This is a genomic window from Flaviaestuariibacter terrae (assembly GCF_054777635.1).
In genome coordinates this window covers 731,210-748,647 of sequence record NZ_BAAHAL010000006.1, presented here as the reverse complement: position 1 = coordinate 748,647, position 17,438 = coordinate 731,210, and the positions used below count along the sequence as shown (strand labels likewise).

Annotated in this window: 19 protein-coding genes; 8 read left to right on the top strand and 11 right to left on the bottom strand. The window is 58.5% G+C overall.

The genetic code is table 11. The features are described from left to right. Positions 1 to 5: 5 nt before the first annotated feature. From ACYU7Z_RS04010 to ACYU7Z_RS03985, 6 genes are all read right to left on the bottom strand, one after another. Complete coding sequence (locus ACYU7Z_RS04010) at positions 6 to 566, bottom strand: Maf family protein (RefSeq protein ID WP_460567611.1); 561 nt, start codon at positions 564 to 566, stop codon at positions 6 to 8. Between the two features lie 5 nt (positions 567 to 571). Then, on the bottom strand, positions 572 to 1,495 hold the full coding sequence (locus ACYU7Z_RS04005) for a geranylgeranylglycerol-phosphate geranylgeranyltransferase (RefSeq protein ID WP_460567609.1): 924 nt from the start codon (positions 1,493 to 1,495) through the stop codon (positions 572 to 574). 6 nt (positions 1,496 to 1,501) lie between these two features. Then, a complete protein-coding gene (locus ACYU7Z_RS04000) occupies positions 1,502 to 2,023 on the bottom strand; it encodes a KdsC family phosphatase (RefSeq protein ID WP_460567607.1) in 522 nt (173 codons plus the stop codon). A gap of 83 nt (positions 2,024 to 2,106) precedes the next feature. After that, on the bottom strand, positions 2,107 to 2,346 hold the full coding sequence (gene iscX / locus ACYU7Z_RS03995; protein WP_460567605.1) for a Fe-S cluster assembly protein IscX: 240 nt from the start codon (positions 2,344 to 2,346) through the stop codon (positions 2,107 to 2,109). A gap of 30 nt (positions 2,347 to 2,376) precedes the next feature. Continuing rightward, positions 2,377 to 2,712, bottom strand: coding sequence for a 2Fe-2S iron-sulfur cluster-binding family protein (locus tag ACYU7Z_RS03990; RefSeq protein WP_460567603.1), 336 nt, complete (start codon positions 2,710 to 2,712; stop codon positions 2,377 to 2,379). A 65-nt stretch (positions 2,713 to 2,777) separates the two neighbouring features. Next, the gene (locus ACYU7Z_RS03985) at positions 2,778 to 3,554 is read right to left on the bottom strand and encodes a Rossmann-like and DUF2520 domain-containing protein (protein WP_460567601.1); all 777 of its coding nucleotides are present in this window, start codon (positions 3,552 to 3,554) and stop codon (positions 2,778 to 2,780) included. Between the two features lie 36 nt (positions 3,555 to 3,590). Here ACYU7Z_RS03985 and ACYU7Z_RS03980 point away from each other — a divergent pair, with 36 nt between their 5' ends. The 6 genes from ACYU7Z_RS03980 to ACYU7Z_RS03955 all read left to right on the top strand — a co-directional run bounded on the left by ACYU7Z_RS03980 (position 3,591) and on the right by ACYU7Z_RS03955 (position 9,852). Further along, on the top strand, positions 3,591 to 4,442 hold the full coding sequence (locus tag ACYU7Z_RS03980; RefSeq protein ID WP_460567599.1) for an alpha/beta hydrolase: 852 nt from the start codon (positions 3,591 to 3,593) through the stop codon (positions 4,440 to 4,442). 111 nt (positions 4,443 to 4,553) lie between these two features. Next, positions 4,554 to 5,168: an SGNH/GDSL hydrolase family protein gene (locus ACYU7Z_RS03975; protein WP_460567597.1), complete on the top strand. Its 615-nt coding sequence runs from the start codon at positions 4,554 to 4,556 to the stop codon at positions 5,166 to 5,168. A 129-nt stretch (positions 5,169 to 5,297) separates the two neighbouring features. Then, the gene (gene topA, locus ACYU7Z_RS03970) at positions 5,298 to 7,880 is read left to right on the top strand and encodes a type I DNA topoisomerase (protein ID WP_460567595.1); all 2,583 of its coding nucleotides are present in this window, start codon (positions 5,298 to 5,300) and stop codon (positions 7,878 to 7,880) included. A gap of 120 nt (positions 7,881 to 8,000) precedes the next feature. Next, on the top strand, positions 8,001 to 8,867 hold the full coding sequence (locus tag ACYU7Z_RS03965; protein WP_460567593.1) for a transglutaminase-like domain-containing protein: 867 nt from the start codon (positions 8,001 to 8,003) through the stop codon (positions 8,865 to 8,867). Positions 8,868 to 9,037: 170 nt separating this feature from the next. Then, the gene (locus ACYU7Z_RS03960) at positions 9,038 to 9,376 is read left to right on the top strand and encodes a tRNA-binding protein (RefSeq protein WP_460567591.1); all 339 of its coding nucleotides are present in this window, start codon (positions 9,038 to 9,040) and stop codon (positions 9,374 to 9,376) included. Further along, positions 9,376 to 9,852 carry a methylated-DNA--[protein]-cysteine S-methyltransferase gene (locus tag ACYU7Z_RS03955; protein WP_460567589.1) on the top strand — a complete coding sequence of 159 codons (477 nt, stop codon included), beginning with the start codon at positions 9,376 to 9,378 and terminating at the stop codon, positions 9,850 to 9,852. The genes ACYU7Z_RS03960 and ACYU7Z_RS03955 overlap by 1 nt, the downstream gene beginning before the upstream one ends. Before the next feature lie 270 nt (positions 9,853 to 10,122). Here ACYU7Z_RS03955 and ACYU7Z_RS03950 read toward each other — a convergent pair whose 3' ends face one another. Both ACYU7Z_RS03950 and lepB read right to left on the bottom strand, forming a co-directional pair. After that, entirely contained in the window at positions 10,123 to 10,608 is a 486-nt protein-coding gene (locus ACYU7Z_RS03950; protein ID WP_460567587.1) for a cytidine deaminase family protein, read from the bottom strand. 183 nt (positions 10,609 to 10,791) lie between these two features. Then, positions 10,792 to 12,342 (bottom strand): signal peptidase I, encoded by a 1,551-nt coding sequence (gene lepB / locus ACYU7Z_RS03945; protein WP_460567585.1) that lies wholly within the window; start codon positions 12,340 to 12,342, stop codon positions 10,792 to 10,794. 95 nt (positions 12,343 to 12,437) lie between these two features. On the opposite strand from lepB, the gene ACYU7Z_RS03940 reads away from it, so the two are divergent. Further along, positions 12,438 to 13,313, top strand: a complete 876-nt coding sequence (locus ACYU7Z_RS03940) for a MerR family transcriptional regulator (protein WP_460567583.1) — start codon at positions 12,438 to 12,440, stop codon at positions 13,311 to 13,313. Here ACYU7Z_RS03940 and ACYU7Z_RS03935 read toward each other — a convergent pair. Beyond that, the gene (locus ACYU7Z_RS03935) at positions 13,310 to 14,473 is read right to left on the bottom strand and encodes a sigma-54-dependent transcriptional regulator (RefSeq protein WP_460567581.1); all 1,164 of its coding nucleotides are present in this window, start codon (positions 14,471 to 14,473) and stop codon (positions 13,310 to 13,312) included. The two genes, ACYU7Z_RS03940 and ACYU7Z_RS03935, sit on opposite strands and share 4 nt — an antisense overlap. 289 nt (positions 14,474 to 14,762) lie before the next feature. Continuing rightward, positions 14,763 to 15,749, bottom strand: a complete 987-nt coding sequence (locus ACYU7Z_RS03930) for a pyruvate dehydrogenase complex E1 component subunit beta (protein WP_460567579.1) — start codon at positions 15,747 to 15,749, stop codon at positions 14,763 to 14,765. 63 nt (positions 15,750 to 15,812) lie between these two features. Here ACYU7Z_RS03930 and ACYU7Z_RS03925 point away from each other — a divergent pair, with 63 nt between their 5' ends. Beyond that, positions 15,813 to 16,145: a SemiSWEET family sugar transporter gene (locus ACYU7Z_RS03925; protein WP_460567577.1), complete on the top strand. Its 333-nt coding sequence runs from the start codon at positions 15,813 to 15,815 to the stop codon at positions 16,143 to 16,145. 92 nt (positions 16,146 to 16,237) lie between these two features. Here the strand turns inward: ACYU7Z_RS03925 and ACYU7Z_RS03920 are convergent, their stop codons facing one another. Beyond that, a complete protein-coding gene (locus tag ACYU7Z_RS03920; RefSeq protein WP_460567575.1) occupies positions 16,238 to 17,422 on the bottom strand; it encodes an acetyl-CoA C-acyltransferase in 1,185 nt (394 codons plus the stop codon). Positions 17,423 to 17,438 lie beyond the last annotated feature (16 nt).

Here is a 17,438-nt window from a genome sequence, read left to right as displayed (position 1 = left end):
GGTACTCAGAACGAGCTGAGTGCCTGCACCACGCGGCTTACCGGTAATCCCATGACGTTGTAGAAGTCACCGCGGATCGACTTGATCCCCACCACGCCGATCCATTCCTGGATGGCATAGGCGCCGGCCTTGTCGTAGGGGCGGTACTTGTCTACATAAAAGGTCGCCATCTCCTCCGTGAGCGGGTGAAATTCCACCTCGGTCACGTCGTGGAAAAGCTCCTCCCGCTCATCGCGGCGCAGGGCCACGCCGGTGATGACGCGGTGGGTGCGGCCGCTGAGGCGCAGCAGGGTGGCGATGGCTTCGTCGCGGCCCGCCGGCTTGCCGATGATGTCGCCGTCGAGCACCACGATGGTGTCGGCGGCGATTACGGTCCGGCCGGGTGCTCCGGGCACTATGGCCGCGGCCTTGTCACGGGCGATGTGCTCGGCCACCTGCTCAGGCTCGAGGCCTTCGGGATAGCTTTCGTCGGTATTGGCCACGCGGATGTCGAAGGGAATCTCGGCCCACTCCAGCAATTGCTTGCGGCGCGGCGACTGCGAGGCCAGGATGTAGCGTTCCGTCATAGGGCTCAAAAATACAGACGGAAGAACAGCATCGACAGGATCCCCGCCAGCATGATTCCTTTCGCCAGGCGGCTCAGGCTGCTAAAGTCGGACGTCGTGCTGGCCCGCAAATGGGAAAAGAACAGGAATATCAGGGGAAAAATCACGCACAAAACGGAGTAAATCACCGCGGTCCACCAGCGGAACTGCAGTATATACAGCTGCAGGATGATCAGCGCGCCAAGCAGCACCACGATCCAGACCGTTGTATACACCTTCGTAGCAACGAGACCCGTAACGATCGGCAGCGTGCGGCAGCCGTAGCGGCGATCGCCTTCCATGTCTTCCACGTCTTTGATGGCTTCGCGAATGAGCGACAGCACAAAGGCGAAGCCCGCGTACAGAAAGGCGATGCGGAAATACTTGACCGTGGCAGCGTCCTGCGTGGCGCCGAAGGCAGCCCGGAACGGAACCTGCGCAAAAAAGAGGATGAGGATCGACCAGGCTGTGAGCACCGAGATAAGAATGTTGCCCACGAGAAGCTTCTTCTTCAGCGAGGTCGAATAAAGCCAGAGCAGCAGCACCACCGCGATGTTGGCGAAGATCAGGTAGCCTTTGTGAAAGCCCACCGCGTATACCGTTGCCACGATACCCAGCCCGCTCAGCACCGCATGCCACAGAATGGCCCAGCGCCGCGGGATGATGCGGTTGATGACGTTCTTATTCGGCTTGTTTACCTGGTCGATGTTCAGGTCGAAGTAATCGTTGATGATGTAGCCCGCGGCCGCGATGAATACCGATGCGGCGATAAGCCAGGCAAGGCGCACCGGCGGTACAACAGGATGGTACAGGGGAACGAACACGCAGAAATAAAACAGCAGCTGCGTCAGCACGATGAAGAGCAGGTTCTGCCAGCGCACCAGTCGGAAAAACGCAGCGATCGATTTCATGCCGGATTATTTGGAGGTGAGCCCGGCCTCGTAGTGCCAGTGCCCGTTTTGACGCAATACCTTTTCGATCACCTCGCGCACACAGCCCTCCCCTCCTTTTTGCGTGGAGATATAGCGGCTCGCGGCCCGTATTTCAGGCACCGCGTCGGCGGGGCAGCACGGCAGCCCGGCAACCCCGAGCGCCGGCAGGTCGGGCAGGTCGTCGCCCATGAACAGCAGGTTGCCCAGCTCAAGTCCCTGCTCCGCGGCAAAGCGCTCGAGAAAGGCTTTCTTGTCCTTGATCGCCGTGTAGATATCGGTGAGCCCGAGGTATTGCATCCGCTCCACCACCGGTGCCGAGTAGGCGCCCGAAAGGATCACCACGCGGTAGCCGTTACGGAGCGCGAGCTGCAGCGCCAGGCCGTCCTTGATGCTCATACGCCGCGCCTGTAGCCCGTTCTCGAGCAGCAGCACGGTGCTGTCGGTCAGCACACCGTCCACGTCGAAGACAAAGGTCTTAACAGTCTTGAATTGATCGAGCAGCTCCATATATAATGTCGGATGTAGGATGTCGGGTGTCTGATTTGAAAGACATCTTTTACATCAGACATCCTGCATCAGAGATCCGCGATCTATTTCTGGTTGTCGCGCCACTCGTACACCCATTCGCTCTGGATGCGCTCGAGGTGGCCTTCGTTCGATTGCTCGCGTGTGCCGACGAAGCCGGGCAGGGTCAGCACCCATTCCAGCAGGTCGGTGAAGCGGATGCGGTAGATTTTGCTCTCGGTAAAGTCATCGCCGAACTTTTCGTACAGCTTCAGCGCGATGTCTTCGTAGTCGGACCAGTTAATGGGGGGCTCGAAATGGCTCATAACAGGGGGATGAAAATAGCGATTCGGTGATTATTCGCCCAGGAACTGGGTTTGATCGGGCAGGGTTACTTCTACGGTACCGCTGTTTTCGAGCAGCAGGCACTGGCAGCCAAGACGCGAGTTGAGGCGCGGGTTGACGGCGCGGTCGATGAAATCCTCCTCGCGGTCGCTCAGCTCTTCGAGGAAGTCCTCTCCTTTGTTCACATATAAATGACAGGTGCTGCAGGCGCAGACGCCGCCGCAGTTATGGTGCAGGTCGATATCGTTCATGAGGGCCACTTCCAGCAGGCTGTGCCCGGGCTGTACGTTCTCCAGCGTCACCGGCTGGAGGCCTGCCTGCTCGAAGTTGAATTTGATCGTATACATCAGTCGTTCGTTTCGGCGGCAAAAGTACGCCCTCCGCGCCGCACTTCCCGAACTACGGTCACAAACTACCGGCCGGATGCCTGGATACTTTCCGTAAACAGGTCATAGAGCGCCAGCAGCCGCGGCTCGCCGGCGAGGAGACGCCGGTGGCGCCCGATCGTGGCTGTATCGTGCCGAAGCGCCGGCCCCGTCTGGCTTTGCCGCGGCGAGCCCTCAAGCGCACGTTCCGCCGTTTCGCGGATGAGCGGGCGCAGCAGGCCAAAGTCAAGCCCCTGCCGCGCGCACCAGTCTTCCATCAATGTATAGATATGGTTGACGAAGTTGTTGCAGAAAACAGCCGCGAGGTGCAGGCGGAGCCGGGCTGCGTCGTCGGCGGTGGCTACCTGCCCGCTGATGCTGTGGGCGAGCTCCTCGAGGAGCTGCAGCGTGTCGCTGTCGCCGGCATCCACCAGCACCGGGATATCGGGAAGGCGGCTGCTGTTTTTCCGGAGGCTCTGCAGGGGGTAAAAAACGCCGTGGTGCCCGGCGGCTCCTTTCAGAGTGTCGAGCGGCACCGAGGCCGCAGTGTGCACCAGCGTGGCATCGGGAAGATCGAGCTCCTTCCGCAGCTCTTCCACCGCCAGGTCCGAAACGGCCAGCAGGTACAGATCCGCGGTACGGTCCACAATGGTCCAGTAATTCGCCGAGGCGCAGCCAAGCTCGTACGCAAGTGCGCTGGCCGCCGCGGCGTTTCGTCCGAAGACCTGTACGATCTGGTGGCCTGCCGCCTTCAGTTTTCTTCCAAGAATGGTGGCTGTATTGCCGGTGCCGATGATGACGATGCGCATTCTGCGAAGTTCCATGATTCTAGGCTTAGTTTTGGCCCCGAATCGATCTACATGTCTTTCCAGAAAAAGCTCGCCCTTTCGCTTGTCCGGCTCCGTTTCCGCGTGCTGACGCTGCTTTCGAAAAAGCGCGCGGCCAGGGCGGCTTTCCAGCTTTTTACAACACCGCAGTACCGCAACCGCAAGGAATTGCCGGAACGCTACCGCCAGGCCGAGTCGCTGCAGTTCCGTTTCCAGGACTTCGATATCCAGGGCTATCGCTGGAATGCAAGCGGGTCACGCAGGGTGCTGATCCTGCATGGATTCGAGTCGGGTATCGTCAACTTCGAGCAATACATACAGCCGCTGGTCGATCGGGGGTTCTGCGTGCTTGGCTTCGATGCGCCGGCACACGGCCGCAGCACGGGCGAGCAGATGAACGTGCGGATCTACATGGAGTTCATCGAGGCCATCCGCGACCGCTTCGGGCCGGTACAATGCTTCCTTGGGCACTCGCTCGGCGGCCTCTCGGTTTGCCTTGCCCTCGAAGACCAGGGCTACACAGCCGACACCCGCGCGGTGCTCATCGCCCCGGCCACAGAGACACGAACGGCGATCGATATGTATTTCGATTTCCTGAAGATCCCCGGGTCCCTGCGCCCCGCCTTCGACGAATTCATCGCTACGCAGGGCGGTCATCCGGCTGAATGGTTCTCCGTGCCGCGGGCCCTTCCGCACCTCACATTCCCGATCCTGTGGGTGCACGATGAAGACGACGACATGACGCCGCTGTCCGACGTCGCCCCCGCCCGTAAGGCCACCCAGTCCAACGTGCGCTTCCATATTACAAAAGGCCTGGGGCACCGCCGCATCTACCGCGACCCTTCGGTCGTGAAGCTGGTGGTGGATTTTCTGAGTAAACAGTGAGCGGGTGATCGGTGAGCGTCCGATCCATTTCAACGCCTCCCTGTTACATACGCACCTGTTCACCGCTCACCTGCTCACGCGCTCACCCCGTTTTCCGCTTACATTTATCCCATGGAGAAACTGTACACCTACCTCGCCCTCGGCGATTCCTATACCATCGGCGAGTCCGTCGCGATCCCGGATAGCTTTCCCTACCAGGTCGTGCAGCACCTGCGGCGCGACAAGGTGCACATGGCGCCTCCCGAGATCATCGCCCGCACCGGGTGGACGACCGACGAGCTGCAGGCGGCGCTTGAAGGCTATACCTTCCTGCGCCAGTACGATTTCGTGAGCCTGTTGATCGGGGTCAACAACCAATACCGCGGGCGCAGCGTCGAAGACTTTGCGCCGGAGTGCGGCGCCCTCCTCGACCGCGCCGTGCAGCTGGCGCATGGAAGGGCATCCCATGTATTTCTACTGTCCATCCCCGACTACGGCGTTACGCCCTTCTCGCGGGAGAAGGAGCTCGATGCCGACCGGATCGCCCAGGAGATCGACCAGTTCAACGCTGCCGCGCGGGCCCTGGCGGCGCAGCACGGCGCGCACTTTATCGACATCACGCCCGGCACCCGCGAGGCCGCGCAGGACCCGTCGCTGCTGGCCGTCGACGCGCTCCATCCCTCGGGCAAGGAATACACGCGCTGGGCGATCCGACTCGCCGAAAGCATGGCCCTCCAGATGAAGTGAGCCGGCAGCGAAGCGGGACCGTTGATCGGCCCGCTAAATGAAAATGTCCTAATCTTGCCGTAAAATCACCCGTTGCCCTGACCGGAAAACAACGGACCTTGAAGAAGTATGGCGAAGAACCTTTTAATTGTGGAGTCTCCTGCGAAAGCAAAAACCATCGAGAAGATCCTGGGTAAGGACTTCGAGGTGAAAAGCTGCTATGGCCATATCCGCGACCTTGAGAAAGGCGATATGGGCATCGACGTGCAGAACGGATTCCGACCGCACTATAAAGTATCCGACGACAAGATCAAGGTCGTTTCCGAGCTCAAATCCCTCGCGCGTAAGAGCGAAGAGGTGTGGCTCGCGACGGATGAGGACCGCGAAGGAGAGGCAATTTCCTGGCACCTGTGTGAAGTGCTGGGTCTCGACCCCCTTACTACGAAACGTATTGTCTTCCACGAGATCACCAAGCCGGCGATCCTCGGAGCCGTGCAGAATCCCCGCACGGTGAATATGGACCTTGTCAACGCACAGCAGGCGCGCCGCGTGCTCGACCGCATTGTAGGCTTCGAGCTGAGCCCCGTGCTGTGGCGCAAGATGAGCATGAAGAACAACCTCTCTGCCGGCCGCGTGCAGAGTGTGGCCGTGCGCATCATCGTGGAGCGCGAGCGCGAGATCAACGCCTTCGCCGTGCAAAGCTCCTTCAAGCTCGAGGCGCAATTCACGGCCGATGACGCCGGCGGCCGCCCCGTTTCGTTCAAGGCGGAAGGCTCCAAATTCAATAAGGCCGAAGACGCCGAAGCATTTCTCGAAAGCTGCAAAGGCGCTACCTATACGGTAAAAGACATCCAGGTAAAACCGACGCGCCGCTCCCCGGCCGCGCCTTTTACCACCTCTACCCTGCAGCAGGAAGCAAGCCGCAAGCTGGGCTACGGTGTGGCCCGCACGATGCTGCTCGCGCAGCGCCTTTATGAAAGCGGTCTCATCACCTACATGCGTACCGACAGCGTCAACCTGAGCGACACCGCCCGTGGCGACATCCAGGGCGCTGTGACGTCGATGTATGGTCCGCGCTACCACCAGAGCCGCCGCTACAAAAACAAGAACGAGTCGGCACAGGAAGCCCACGAAGCCATCCGCCCGACCTATATGCAGCAAACGACCATCGACGACGCGGATACCCGCCGTCTGTATGAGCTGATCTGGAAGCGCACGATGGCGTCGCAGATGGCCGACGCCGAGCTCGAGAAGACGATCGCCAAGATCGGAATCTCCACCAACGGCGCCGAGCTGCAGGCCGAAGGCGAAGTGCTGAAGTTTGAGGGCTTCATGAAGGTATACCGCGAAAGCTCCGACGAGGAAGTCGAAGCCGCGGAAGGCGACAGCGAAACAAAGGAAGGCATGCTTCCGCCGCTCCGCCCGGGCCAGCAGCTGCCCCTCCGCGCCATGAGCGCCATCGAGCGCTTTACGCGCCCGCAGCCCCGCTACACGGAAGCCTCGCTCGTTAAAAAGCTCGAGGAACTTGGTATCGGCCGCCCTTCAACCTATGCGCCTACCATCTCCACGATCCTGAAGCGTGGCTACGTGGAGAAGCGCGACAAGGACGGTGTTCGCCGCGAGTTCCGCGTGCTGACGCTCCGCAACGACGAGATCTCGAAGCGCACCGACAGTGAAAATACAGGTGCCGAAAAAAGCAAGCTGTTCCCCACCGACCTCGGTATGGTGGTGACCGACTTCCTGAAGCAATATTTCGACGACATCATGGACTACGGCTTCACGGCCCGCATCGAAGAGGAATTCGACGAGGTGGCGCAGGGCAAGCTGCAGTGGAACAAGATGATCGGCGCATTCTACAGTCCCTTCAAGCAGGATGTGGACAAGACGATCGAGACCGCCGAGCGCATCTCCGGCGAGCGCGATCTTGGCTCCGATCCCGTATCCGGCAAGCCCGTGATCGCGCGTATGGGCCGCTTTGGCCCGATGGTGCAGATCGGCAAGACCGAGGACGAGGAAAAGCCGCGCTACGCCAAGCTGAAACAGAACCAGAGCATTGAAACGATATCGCTTGCCGAAGCCATGGAGCTGTTCCAGCTGCCGAAAACCCTCGGCGAGTACCAGGGGCATGAAGTATCGGTCAACACGGGCCGCTTCGGTCCTTACGTGAAGTTCGGCGAGCAGTTCGTGTCGATTCCGAAAGGCCACGACCCGATGGATGTGGACCTCGACGCCGCCATTGCCCTCATCACGCAAAAGCAGGAAGCCGACGCGCCGATCGGTCAGTACCAGGACCAGCCTGTTACAAAAGGCAAGGGCCGCTTTGGTCCCTTCCTCAAGTGGGGCGATCTCTATATCAACGTGCCGAAGGCCTATGATTTCGACAACCTGACGCAGCACGATATCAACGAGCTCGTTGGCAAAAAGCTGGAGAAGGAATCGAACCGCTATATCCAGCAATGGCCCGAAGAAAAGATCACGATCGAGAATGGCCGCTGGGGCCCGTTCATCCGCTTCGGCAAAAAGATGCTGAAGCTCGGACGCGGACCGGAGGGCGAAAAGATGACGCCCGAGCAGGCCGCGCAGCTGCCGCTCGACAATGTGAAAAAGATGATCGAGGAGCAGGTGCCGGACGCCTTCACCAAGAAGGTTCGGGCCGCGGCCTCCAAGGCGCCGGCGAAGAAAGCCGCTGCCAAAAAGGCTTCCCCGAAGAAGTCCGCTCCAAAGAAAAAATAAGACAGAGGCCTCCGGGCCTCTTTTTCATGGTGGATAATATTGGGTTTTTTAGTGAGCGTCCGCTGCGTAAACTTGCAGTGTGCCAGCACGGCTTGGTATCAAATTGGAGATAGTGTGTCTATGGAACAAAGCAAGGAGATAAATGCCCTGTTGCACCTGATCGAGGATCCGGACGAAGAAGTATTTGGGGCCGTGTCGACGCGGATCGTGGAGTTCGGCCGGCAGATCGTGCCCAACCTCGAGAACCTCTGGGAGAATACCGTGAGCGAGCGGGTGCAGGAACGCATTGAGCTCCTCATCCACCGCCTTCATGTCAACGACCTCCGCGAGGATTTCCGGCAGTGGTCGCTCGCCGGTCATCACGACCTGATGGTGGGCGCGCTGCTCGCCGCCAAGTTTCAATACCCCGACCTTACCACGGCTTCGATCGTGCAGGAAGTGGAAAAGCTGCGCCGGAACATCTGGCTCGAGCTCAATAACTACCTCACGCCGCTCGAGCAGGTGCGCATCGTTACCGGTATTCTTTATGGGTACTATGGGCTCAAGGGGGCCGAGACAGCCTATACGGACGTCAATGACTTCCTGCTGCATAAGACCCTCGAAACCCGCCGTGGCAACCAGGTTGGCAACGGGCTGCTGTACCTGATCCTCTGCGAGCTGCTCGACATACCCGTACGCGCCATCGGGGTGCCGCGGCAGTTTATCCTGGCTTATTTCAAGCCGGGCTACAGCGCCGAAGACCTCGACCAGCCCATCAGCAAGATCGAGTTCTTCATCGACCCCGCGTCGGGTATGGTATTCACGCATAAGGACCTCGAGCTATACTTCAAGCGGATCCAGGTGCCCGCGGTCCACTCCTACTTCCGCCCCTTCTCCAACAAGCGCGTCATCCAGGCGCTGCTCGAGGAAATGGGCAAGTGCTTCGACAACGAAAAGGAATACTACAAGAAAGACGAGCTCGACGAGCTGTCGGGCCTGCTGGACTAACGAGCGGAAGGGAAAACCTATTACCGCGAAGAAAATAAGTAAGGAAGTTGGTATGCGAAGATTATTGCAGCCAGGTATCGGTTGATGGCGGGACAATTTTGCCGCTCTTCGCGAATCCCTTGTTCACTTCATTCTTCGCGGTGAAAATCCTTCTTTATCTTTAAAACCTTATGTCGACAATTACCTGGCAAGACTTCGAAAAGATCGATATCCGTACGGGTACGATCGTCGCGGCCGAAGTGTTTGAAGGCGCGCGCAAGCCGGCTTACAAGCTCCAGGTTGACTTCGGACCGGAGTTGGGTGTGAAGCGCTCGTCGGCGCAGATCACGAAGCACTATACGCTCCTGAACCTCATTGGCACACAGGTCGTGGCGGTCGTCAACTTCCCGCCGAAGCAGATCGCGAATTTCTTCAGCGAATGCCTTGTGCTGGGTGTCTACGATGAATCGGGCGAGGTGGTGTTGCTGCAGCCGCGTCATACTATTGCAAACGGGCAAAAAGTCGGGTGATGAAAACATGCATCTCCTCTCCTGTCGGTTACCTGCATATCCATTCGGACGGTGGAAAGGTTTCGGTGATTCACTTCAGCGACGAGCCGCTCGAGGGCCCCTACGACGAAACCCCGGAGCTGGCCGAATGTGTGGCGCAGCTGGAAGCCTATTTTGCCGGCACCCGCCGCGATTTCGACTTTCCCATGCAGCAGCCCGGAACCGAATTCCAGCAGCGTGTTTGGCAGCAATTGCGCACGATTCCTTTCGGAAGAACCCTCAGCTACAGCGAGCTTTCGCGGCAGCTGGGCGATCTCAAAGCGATCCGCGCCGTGGGCACGGCCAACGGCCGCAATGCGCTGGCCATCGTTGTTCCCTGCCACCGCGTCATTGGCTCCGACCGCTCCCTTACCGGGTATGCCGGCGGCCTGCACCGCAAGCAGTGGCTGCTCGAGCATGAGGCGAAATGGGCTTCCGGGGTCCAGACACTTTTTTAGCTCGCAGATAACGCAGATAACGCAGAATTTTACGGAGGTCGTCGCATCGCGACGCCCTCCGTCATTGCGAGCGAAGCGAAGCAAACCCGTGCGTTACGCAGGGTGGTTACACGCCGAAAAGAAGTTTAAGGTAGCTCACTCGCAACATTACATTGGTCGTCTGCTTTTTCGCGATTAGTACTAAGGCCAACGAGCTTCGCTACGCTCGCAATGACAAGAGGCTCGCATCGCGAGCCTCTTGTCATTTTCTTTCTACGTTATCCGGTGCTTTTACCGGAGCTCTTCGCTCGTAAAGGCAAGCGGCAGCAGCGCTTTCGCGTTGTCGATCACGTATACCGGGCCCGTCATGCCACCAAGAATCAGCTTAATGGGGTGGCCGAGCCGCGACTCGAACTCCTGCAGCGACTGGCGGCAGATGCCGCAGGGCGAGATCGGGTGGTCGCTAGCGTGACCTTCGCCTTTGTAGGAGATTGCGATCACATCCACCGGTACCCGGGGAAATACGGAGGAGGCCGAAGCCAGCAGCACGCGCTCGGCGCAAAGACCTACAGGGAACGAGGCATTCTCCTGGTTGGAGCCGGTGATGATCTCGCCATTGGCCAGCCGGGCTACCGCGCCGACCTGGAAATGCGAATAAGGCGCATAGGCGTTGGCCGTCACTTCGCGGGCTTCGCTGAGAAGCCATTGCTCCTGCTCGTCGAGCTCGTCGATGTTGTCGTATACCTTGTAGTTGAATTCAAATTTGGTTTCTTTCATGCTTTTTGTCATTGGGTTCAGAAACACATTCTTGTTCACATATGGAGACAAAAATGCCCCCCGTGTCGCGGAGGGCAGTTAAAAATAAACAATTTCACGGACATATTACAGAAAACCCTGGAGACGCGAAAAAGCCCCGCATCGCGGGGCTTTTCCAGGAATTCATTTCGGTGCATGCGCGCTTTACTTCACGATGCGGAAGATGCGGTTCCAGCGCGGGCCGGAATCGTAGGAGAACCAGATCATCCAGGCCTTGCCCACCACGCGGTCTTCGGGGACGAAGCCCCAGAAGCGGCTGTCCTGCGACTCGTGGCGGTTGTCACCCATCATCCAGTAGTAATCCATCTTGAAGGTATAGGTCGTCGTTTCCTTCCCGTTGAGGAAGAAGCGGCCGTTCTGCATGTAGAAGTCGTTGTGCTCGTAGTTGCGGATCGCACGCTCGTAGATGCTGTAGTTCTGCGGAGTCAGCTGCAGCGTGGCGCCCTTTTTCGGGATCCATACCGGGCCGAAATAGTCTACCGTCCATTTGTGGAGCGTGTCGTACGGAAACAGGTTGTTGCCCCAGTAGCCAGGCTGCACGTTGGCCGGCTCCTCGAGGATCGGGCGCACGTTTTTGATCAGCCCGTCCGACTGCATCTTGCGGAGTCCTTCGCTCGTCAGCATCATGTCGAACTGGTTCTGGCCCTTCGGCTCCACCTGGTTGGGATCGTTGATGTCGACGTTGTACTTGCTCTTCATCACATCCTCGTCGAGCTGCTGGCCGTTGGTTTCCACGCGGTAGCGGATCTGCGAGCGCGGGGGCGCCTCGGCCGCGGTGCCGTTGATGAATACCTGACCGGCGCGTACCTCGAGTACATCACCACTCACGCCGACGCAGCGCTTGATGTAGTTGTCCGACTTATCGATCGGGTGCACCACGATCGGGAATTCCTCGGGGTGCGCAAGAATATACTGGGCGTCCTGGCTGCCACGCTCGGCCTGCCGCTTGATGTCGTAATAGGGTCGCAGCGACTGGAAGTCGGGGTGATTGATCACGGTGTCGCCGGCGGGGAAGTTGAACACCACCACGTCGTTGCGCTTCACCGGGGAGGCGAACCAGCGTACATACGGAAGCTCGATGGCCGTCGAATACGAGCGGGCACGCGTGCCGGGGATGTAGTTGTGCATGAAGGGAATGGCCAGCGGCGTATTCGGGAGACGCGGGCCGTAGCTGAACTTGCTCACGAAAAGAAAGTCGTTGACGAGCAGCGTTTTTTCCATCGAGCCCGAAGGGATCGTATAGGCCTCGAATACAAAAATGCGGATGAGTGTGGCGGCAACGATCGCAAAGACGGCGGCATCGACCCATTCGCGCCAGCCCGGCTTCTTGTACATCCGTACGCGCTCCGGCCCGATGTAGCGGGCGCTGTCGTCGAAAGGCAGGTAGGAGATGTAAGCACCGGCCGTGAGCGCGGTGAGTGCATGCGAGGCAAAGCTCCATTTGCCGAAGACTTTTACAAACTCGATATAAATACCCAGCGTGATGAACCAGCCGACCACGGGGATCAACTGCCAGAAAAACCAGTGCTTCGGACGCTTGGCGATGTCGAGCATCACCCAGGTGTTGTACAGCGGAACGAGGCCCTTCCAGGCCGGCTGGCCGGCTTTCGGGAACAGGCGGTATAAACCGATGGCAGGAAGTAAAAAAATCAGCAGTGAAATACCAAATACGATCAGGAACTGGTCTAAGGCCATCAGGATATCTTTAAGCGATCAAAATTATTATTTTATATAGGTTGCGGGCCCGATATTACGGAAAGTTTTGCTAAAAAGGGGCCGGTACCGAGCACATGGAACGCTTCACCATACGAGACATTGAGAACCTGTGCCGCATCAAGGCACACACGCTCCGCATCTGGGAGCAACGCTATGACTTCTTCCGCGCCAAGCGGAAGGACAGTCTTCATCGTTTCTATGACAACGAGGATTTACGGTTACTCCTGCAGGTTGCCTTTCTCTACCACGGCGGCTGGAAGGTGTCGCGGATTGCCGCACTTTCGCGCGAAGCGCTCGAAGAAACCGTTATCGCTGCCCAGCAGCAGCCCGCCACGCATGAACAGGACGTACTCTCGCTGATCGGCGCTGCGGCTTCGTTTGATGAGCCGGCCTTTCGTACGCGCCTTGGCCATATTGTGTCGGCAAAGGGTCTCGAAGAAGCTGTGCTCCAGGTGTTCTTCCCGTTCCTCCAGCGTGTGGGCGATCTCTGGCTCACCAACCACGTGATCCCGGCGCAGGAGCACTTCTCGTCGTACATGATCCAGCATAAGATCATCGCGGAAACCGATGCGCTGCCGCGGCGCGTACCCGTGCACCCGCCGATCCTGTTGTTCACCCCGAAAGCCGAGCACCACGAGCTGCCCATTCTTTTTCTGAATTACCTGCTCCGCTTTTACGGCTGGCAGGTATACTACCTGGGCGCCAACATCGACGCGCTCCGGCTCCCGGAAGAAATACACAGCCGCGCGGGCATTTTCTACCTGCACCAGATCACCAACCTTACCGGTGAGCTGCCCGATGATTATTTCGAAGCACTTTGTACCCGCTACCCCGACAAGACCATCGTTGCTTCGGGCCACGCCGTGCAGGGCGCACAACGCTCCTTCCGCAACCTGCGGCTGCTGCGGAGCGATGAAGCGATCCGTTCCTTCGTTCGGAATGGCCTTTAGTGGGGCAGTACGTAGCTCTGTACGTCTTCGGGAAGGATGGTTTTCCCCGATAAGATCACCAGGCGTTCCACCACGTTCCGAAGCTCCCTGATGTTGCCCGTCCAGTTGTGCTGCTGCAGCAGCTTGAGCGCCTCATCGGTAATGCTCTTCTTGGGAATGCCGTAATCGCTACAGATATCTTTCAGGAAATAGTTGACCAGCAGCGGGATGTCTTCGCGGCGCTCGTTGAGGGCCGGCACATGAATGAGGATGACGCCGAGGCGGTGGTACAGGTCGAGGCGGAAGCGCTTTTCCTCCACTTCGTGAAGCAGGTCTTTGTTGGTTGCCGCCACTACCCGTACATCTACCGGGATATCCTTGTCGGCCCCCACACGGGTGATCTTGCCTTCCTGGAGGGCGCGGAGCACCTTCGCCTGCGCACTGAGGCTCATATCGCCGATCTCGTCAAGAAACAGGGTGCCGCCATTGGCCTGCTCGAACTTGCCGATGCGCTGCTTGATGGCCGAGGTGAAGGAGCCTTTCTCATGACCGAACAACTCGCTTTCAATGAGCTCCGAAGGGATAGCCGCACAGTTGACCTCGACAAGCGGTCCTTCGGCGCGGGCACTCTTCTGGTGCAGCCAGCGGGCTACTAGCTCCTTGCCGGATCCGTTCTCCCCGGTAATGAGGATCCGGGCTTCGGTCGGCGCCACCTTTTCAATGGTTTCCTTGATCTTGCGGATGGCGGCCGACTCGCCCACCATTTCCTGCACTTTCTGCACGCGGCGCCGAAGGGTCTTGTTCTCTCCCATAAGGCTGTAGCGTTCCTTCGCGTTACGGATCGTAACCAGGAGGCGGTTCAGGTCCGGCGGCTTCTGGATAAAGTCGTAGGCGCCCTTTTTGACCGCTTCCACCGCAGTCTCGATCGTCCCGTGGCCGGAGATCATGATGATCGGCACGTCGGGGTTGTGCTCGGTTGCCTTCTGGAGGAACTCGAGCCCGTCGATCTTGGGCATTTTGATGTCGCAAAGCACGACGTCGTAGGTCTTTTTCTGGAAACACTTCAGGCCTTCCTCGCCATCGCCGGCCTCGTCGATGGTATAGCCTTCAAAGCTGAGAATTTCGGTGAGAGTCTTGCGGATGGCTTTCTCGTCGTCGATCAATAAAATGGAACTGCTCATTCTGTCCGGTTAAGTAGGTGCAAAGTAATGGCTGCGCGCCTTATTGCTACAGATGAGTATAAAAAGCATACCCGGAGGGGCATAAAAAAAGGCCGGATAGAAATCCAGCCTCGTGTAAAATCCAATATCCTATGAAAAACCGAGACAAAGATGCACAGAAAAACGGAAAAACAAAACTTTTGACCGCTTTTTTTTGCCCAGCAACTTGGTGAAAATGAAAAAGTTGCGTACAAGTACGCAACTTTCAATCACTTAGCCCCATTCTGAGGAAGTGGGTCCTCAGCCCTAATTATTTCTTCAGGTACATGACTTCCTTCACCAGTTTCACGGTACGCGGAACGTCGGGAAGCGCTGCGGCAACGAGGTTCGGAGCGTAGTGCAGCGGTGCGTCGGCGGCCGTGATCCGGCGGATCGGCGCGTCGAGGTAGTCGAAGCCTTCTTTCTGGATGCGGTAGGTGATCTCGGACGAAACGGAGGCGAAGGGCCACTGCTCTTCCACGATCACGAGGCGGTTTGTTTTTTTGACGCTTTCGAGGATGGTCATCCAGTCGAGCGGGCGGATCGTGCGCAGGTCGATGACCTCGGCGGAAATCCCTTCCTTCTCGAGCTCGGCGGCGGCACCCATGGCCACCTTCATCATCTTGTTGAACGAAACGATGGTAACGTCACGGCCCTGCTTCTTCACGTCGGCCTTTCCCAGGGGAATGTAGTATTCTTCTTCAGGAACCTCGCCTTTGTCGCCGTAGGCAATCTCGGCTTCCATGAACATCACGGGATCTTCCTCGTAGCGGATGGCTTGCTTCAGCAGGCCCTTCGCATCGTAGGGGTTGGCGGTAGAGACCACCTTGAGACCGGGAATGTTGGCGTACATCGACTCGAAGGCCGTCGAGTGCTGGGCACCGAGCTGGCCGGCGGAGCCGTTGGGGCCGCGGAAAACGATGGGGCAGGTGATCTGGCCACCGCTCATCGCAAGCATCTTCGAAGCCGTATTTAGGATCTGGTCGAGAGCCAGCACCGCGAAGTTCCAGGTCATGAATTCGACGATCGGGCGCAGCCCGTTCTGGGCAGCACCTACCCCGACTGCGGCAAAACCGAGTTCGGCGATCGGGGTGTCAATTACGCGCTTGGCGCCGAATTCAGCCAGCATTCCCTGGCTTACTTTATAGGCACCATTGTATTCTGCCACTTCCTCTCCCATCAGGAAAACCCGCTCGTCGCGGCGCATTTCCTCTGACATAGCTTCCCGGATGGCTTCACGTAAGGCAATAGTTCTCATTCGTTGCTTTTAAACGGGAGCAAATGTAAGCTAATTAGCATTGGTTTTGCAAGAACATGGGCCATGGATAGTACCCAGATCGTCGGCATCGTTGCCGGAATTCTTACCGCCACCTCGCTCCTGCCGCAGGTAATCAAGACCCTCAAGGAAAAAAAGGCGGAGGATGTGGCCCTCGGGATGCTGATCACCCTGATGGGCGGCGTCGCGCTGTGGATCGTGTACGGATTCCTGCGCAAGGATCTTCCGATCATCGTCACCAATTGCTTTTCGCTGCTGGTCAACATCCTCATGATGGTGCTGCGGGTAAAGTACGGCGACAAGGAAGGAAAGAAACCTGAGGAGTCGGGCCGCGAAGCGAATAAGAAGGCAACCCGCTACGCTGAGGGGACCGCATAAAAAATGTCCCGCTGTGCGGGACATTTCCTGTATCTCTTTGCGAAGGCGCTCCTGTAAGGAAACTGAGCCTGCTTTCGCTTTACGAAGCTTTCTTATTTACGCTCCAGCACCATTGCCGATGCACCACCACCGCCGTTGCAGATGCCGGCAGCGCCATAGCGTCCGCCGTTCTGCTGCAGCACGTTGATCAGCGTTACGATGATGCGGGCGCCACTGCAGCCCAGCGGGTGCCCCAGCGACACAGCGCCGCCGTGCACGTTCACCTTGGCGGGGTCAAGGTTCATCTTGCGCGTATTGATTATACCCACAACGCTGAAGGCCTCATTGAGCTCCACGAAATCGATGTCACTCATTTGCAGGCCGGCGCGCTTTACAGCAACAGGTACGGCGATGCTCGGCGTGGTGGTGAACCATACCGGCTCCTGCTCGGCGTCGGCATAGCCACGGATAACGGCCAGCGGCTGGATGCCCAGCTCCTCGGCCTTCTCGCGGCTCATGAGTACAACGGCGGCAGCGCCATCGTTCATTGTGCTGGCGTTGGCAGCCGTCACGGTCCCTTCCTTGCTGAACGCAGGCTTGAGACCCGCGATCTTGTCAAACTTCACATTGAAGGGTTCCTCGTCCTTGCTTACCACAATTGGGTCACCCTTCTTCGACGGTATTTCTACGGGAACCACCTCGCTCGAAAACTTGCCGGCTTCCCAGGCTTTCTGGCTGCGCTGGTAGCTCTCGATCGCGAAGGCATCCTGCTCCTCGCGCGAGATCGAATTCTCGGAGGCGCAGAAGTCTGCCGCATTGCCCATCGCGGTGCCGCTGTAGCAATCGGTGAGACCATCCTTGGCGAGGCCGTCCACGAGGCTCGTGTTCCCATATTTGTTGCCCCAGCGGAGCGACTCCACGTAGAAAGGCACCTGGCTCATGTTTTCCATGCCGCCGGCCACCACGATGTCCGAATCGCCGAGCAGGATGCTCTGGGCACCCTGGGCGATGGCCTTCATGCCGGAGGCGCAGACCTTGTTGACGGTGGTGCACACAACGCCGTCGGGGAGACCGGCGTAGCGGGCGGCCTGCCGGGCGGGCGCCTGGCCGAGGTTGGCCTGGATCACGCAGCCCATCAGCACTTCATTGATCATTTCGGGCTTGATGCCGGCGCGCTCTACCGCCGCCTTGATGGCAATGGCGCCGAGACGCGTAGCGGGCACATCTTTGAGGGAACCGCCGAAAGACCCCATGGGCGTACGAACAGCGGAAACGATATAAACTTCCTTTTGATTCATATAGCTTGTTTGCGGC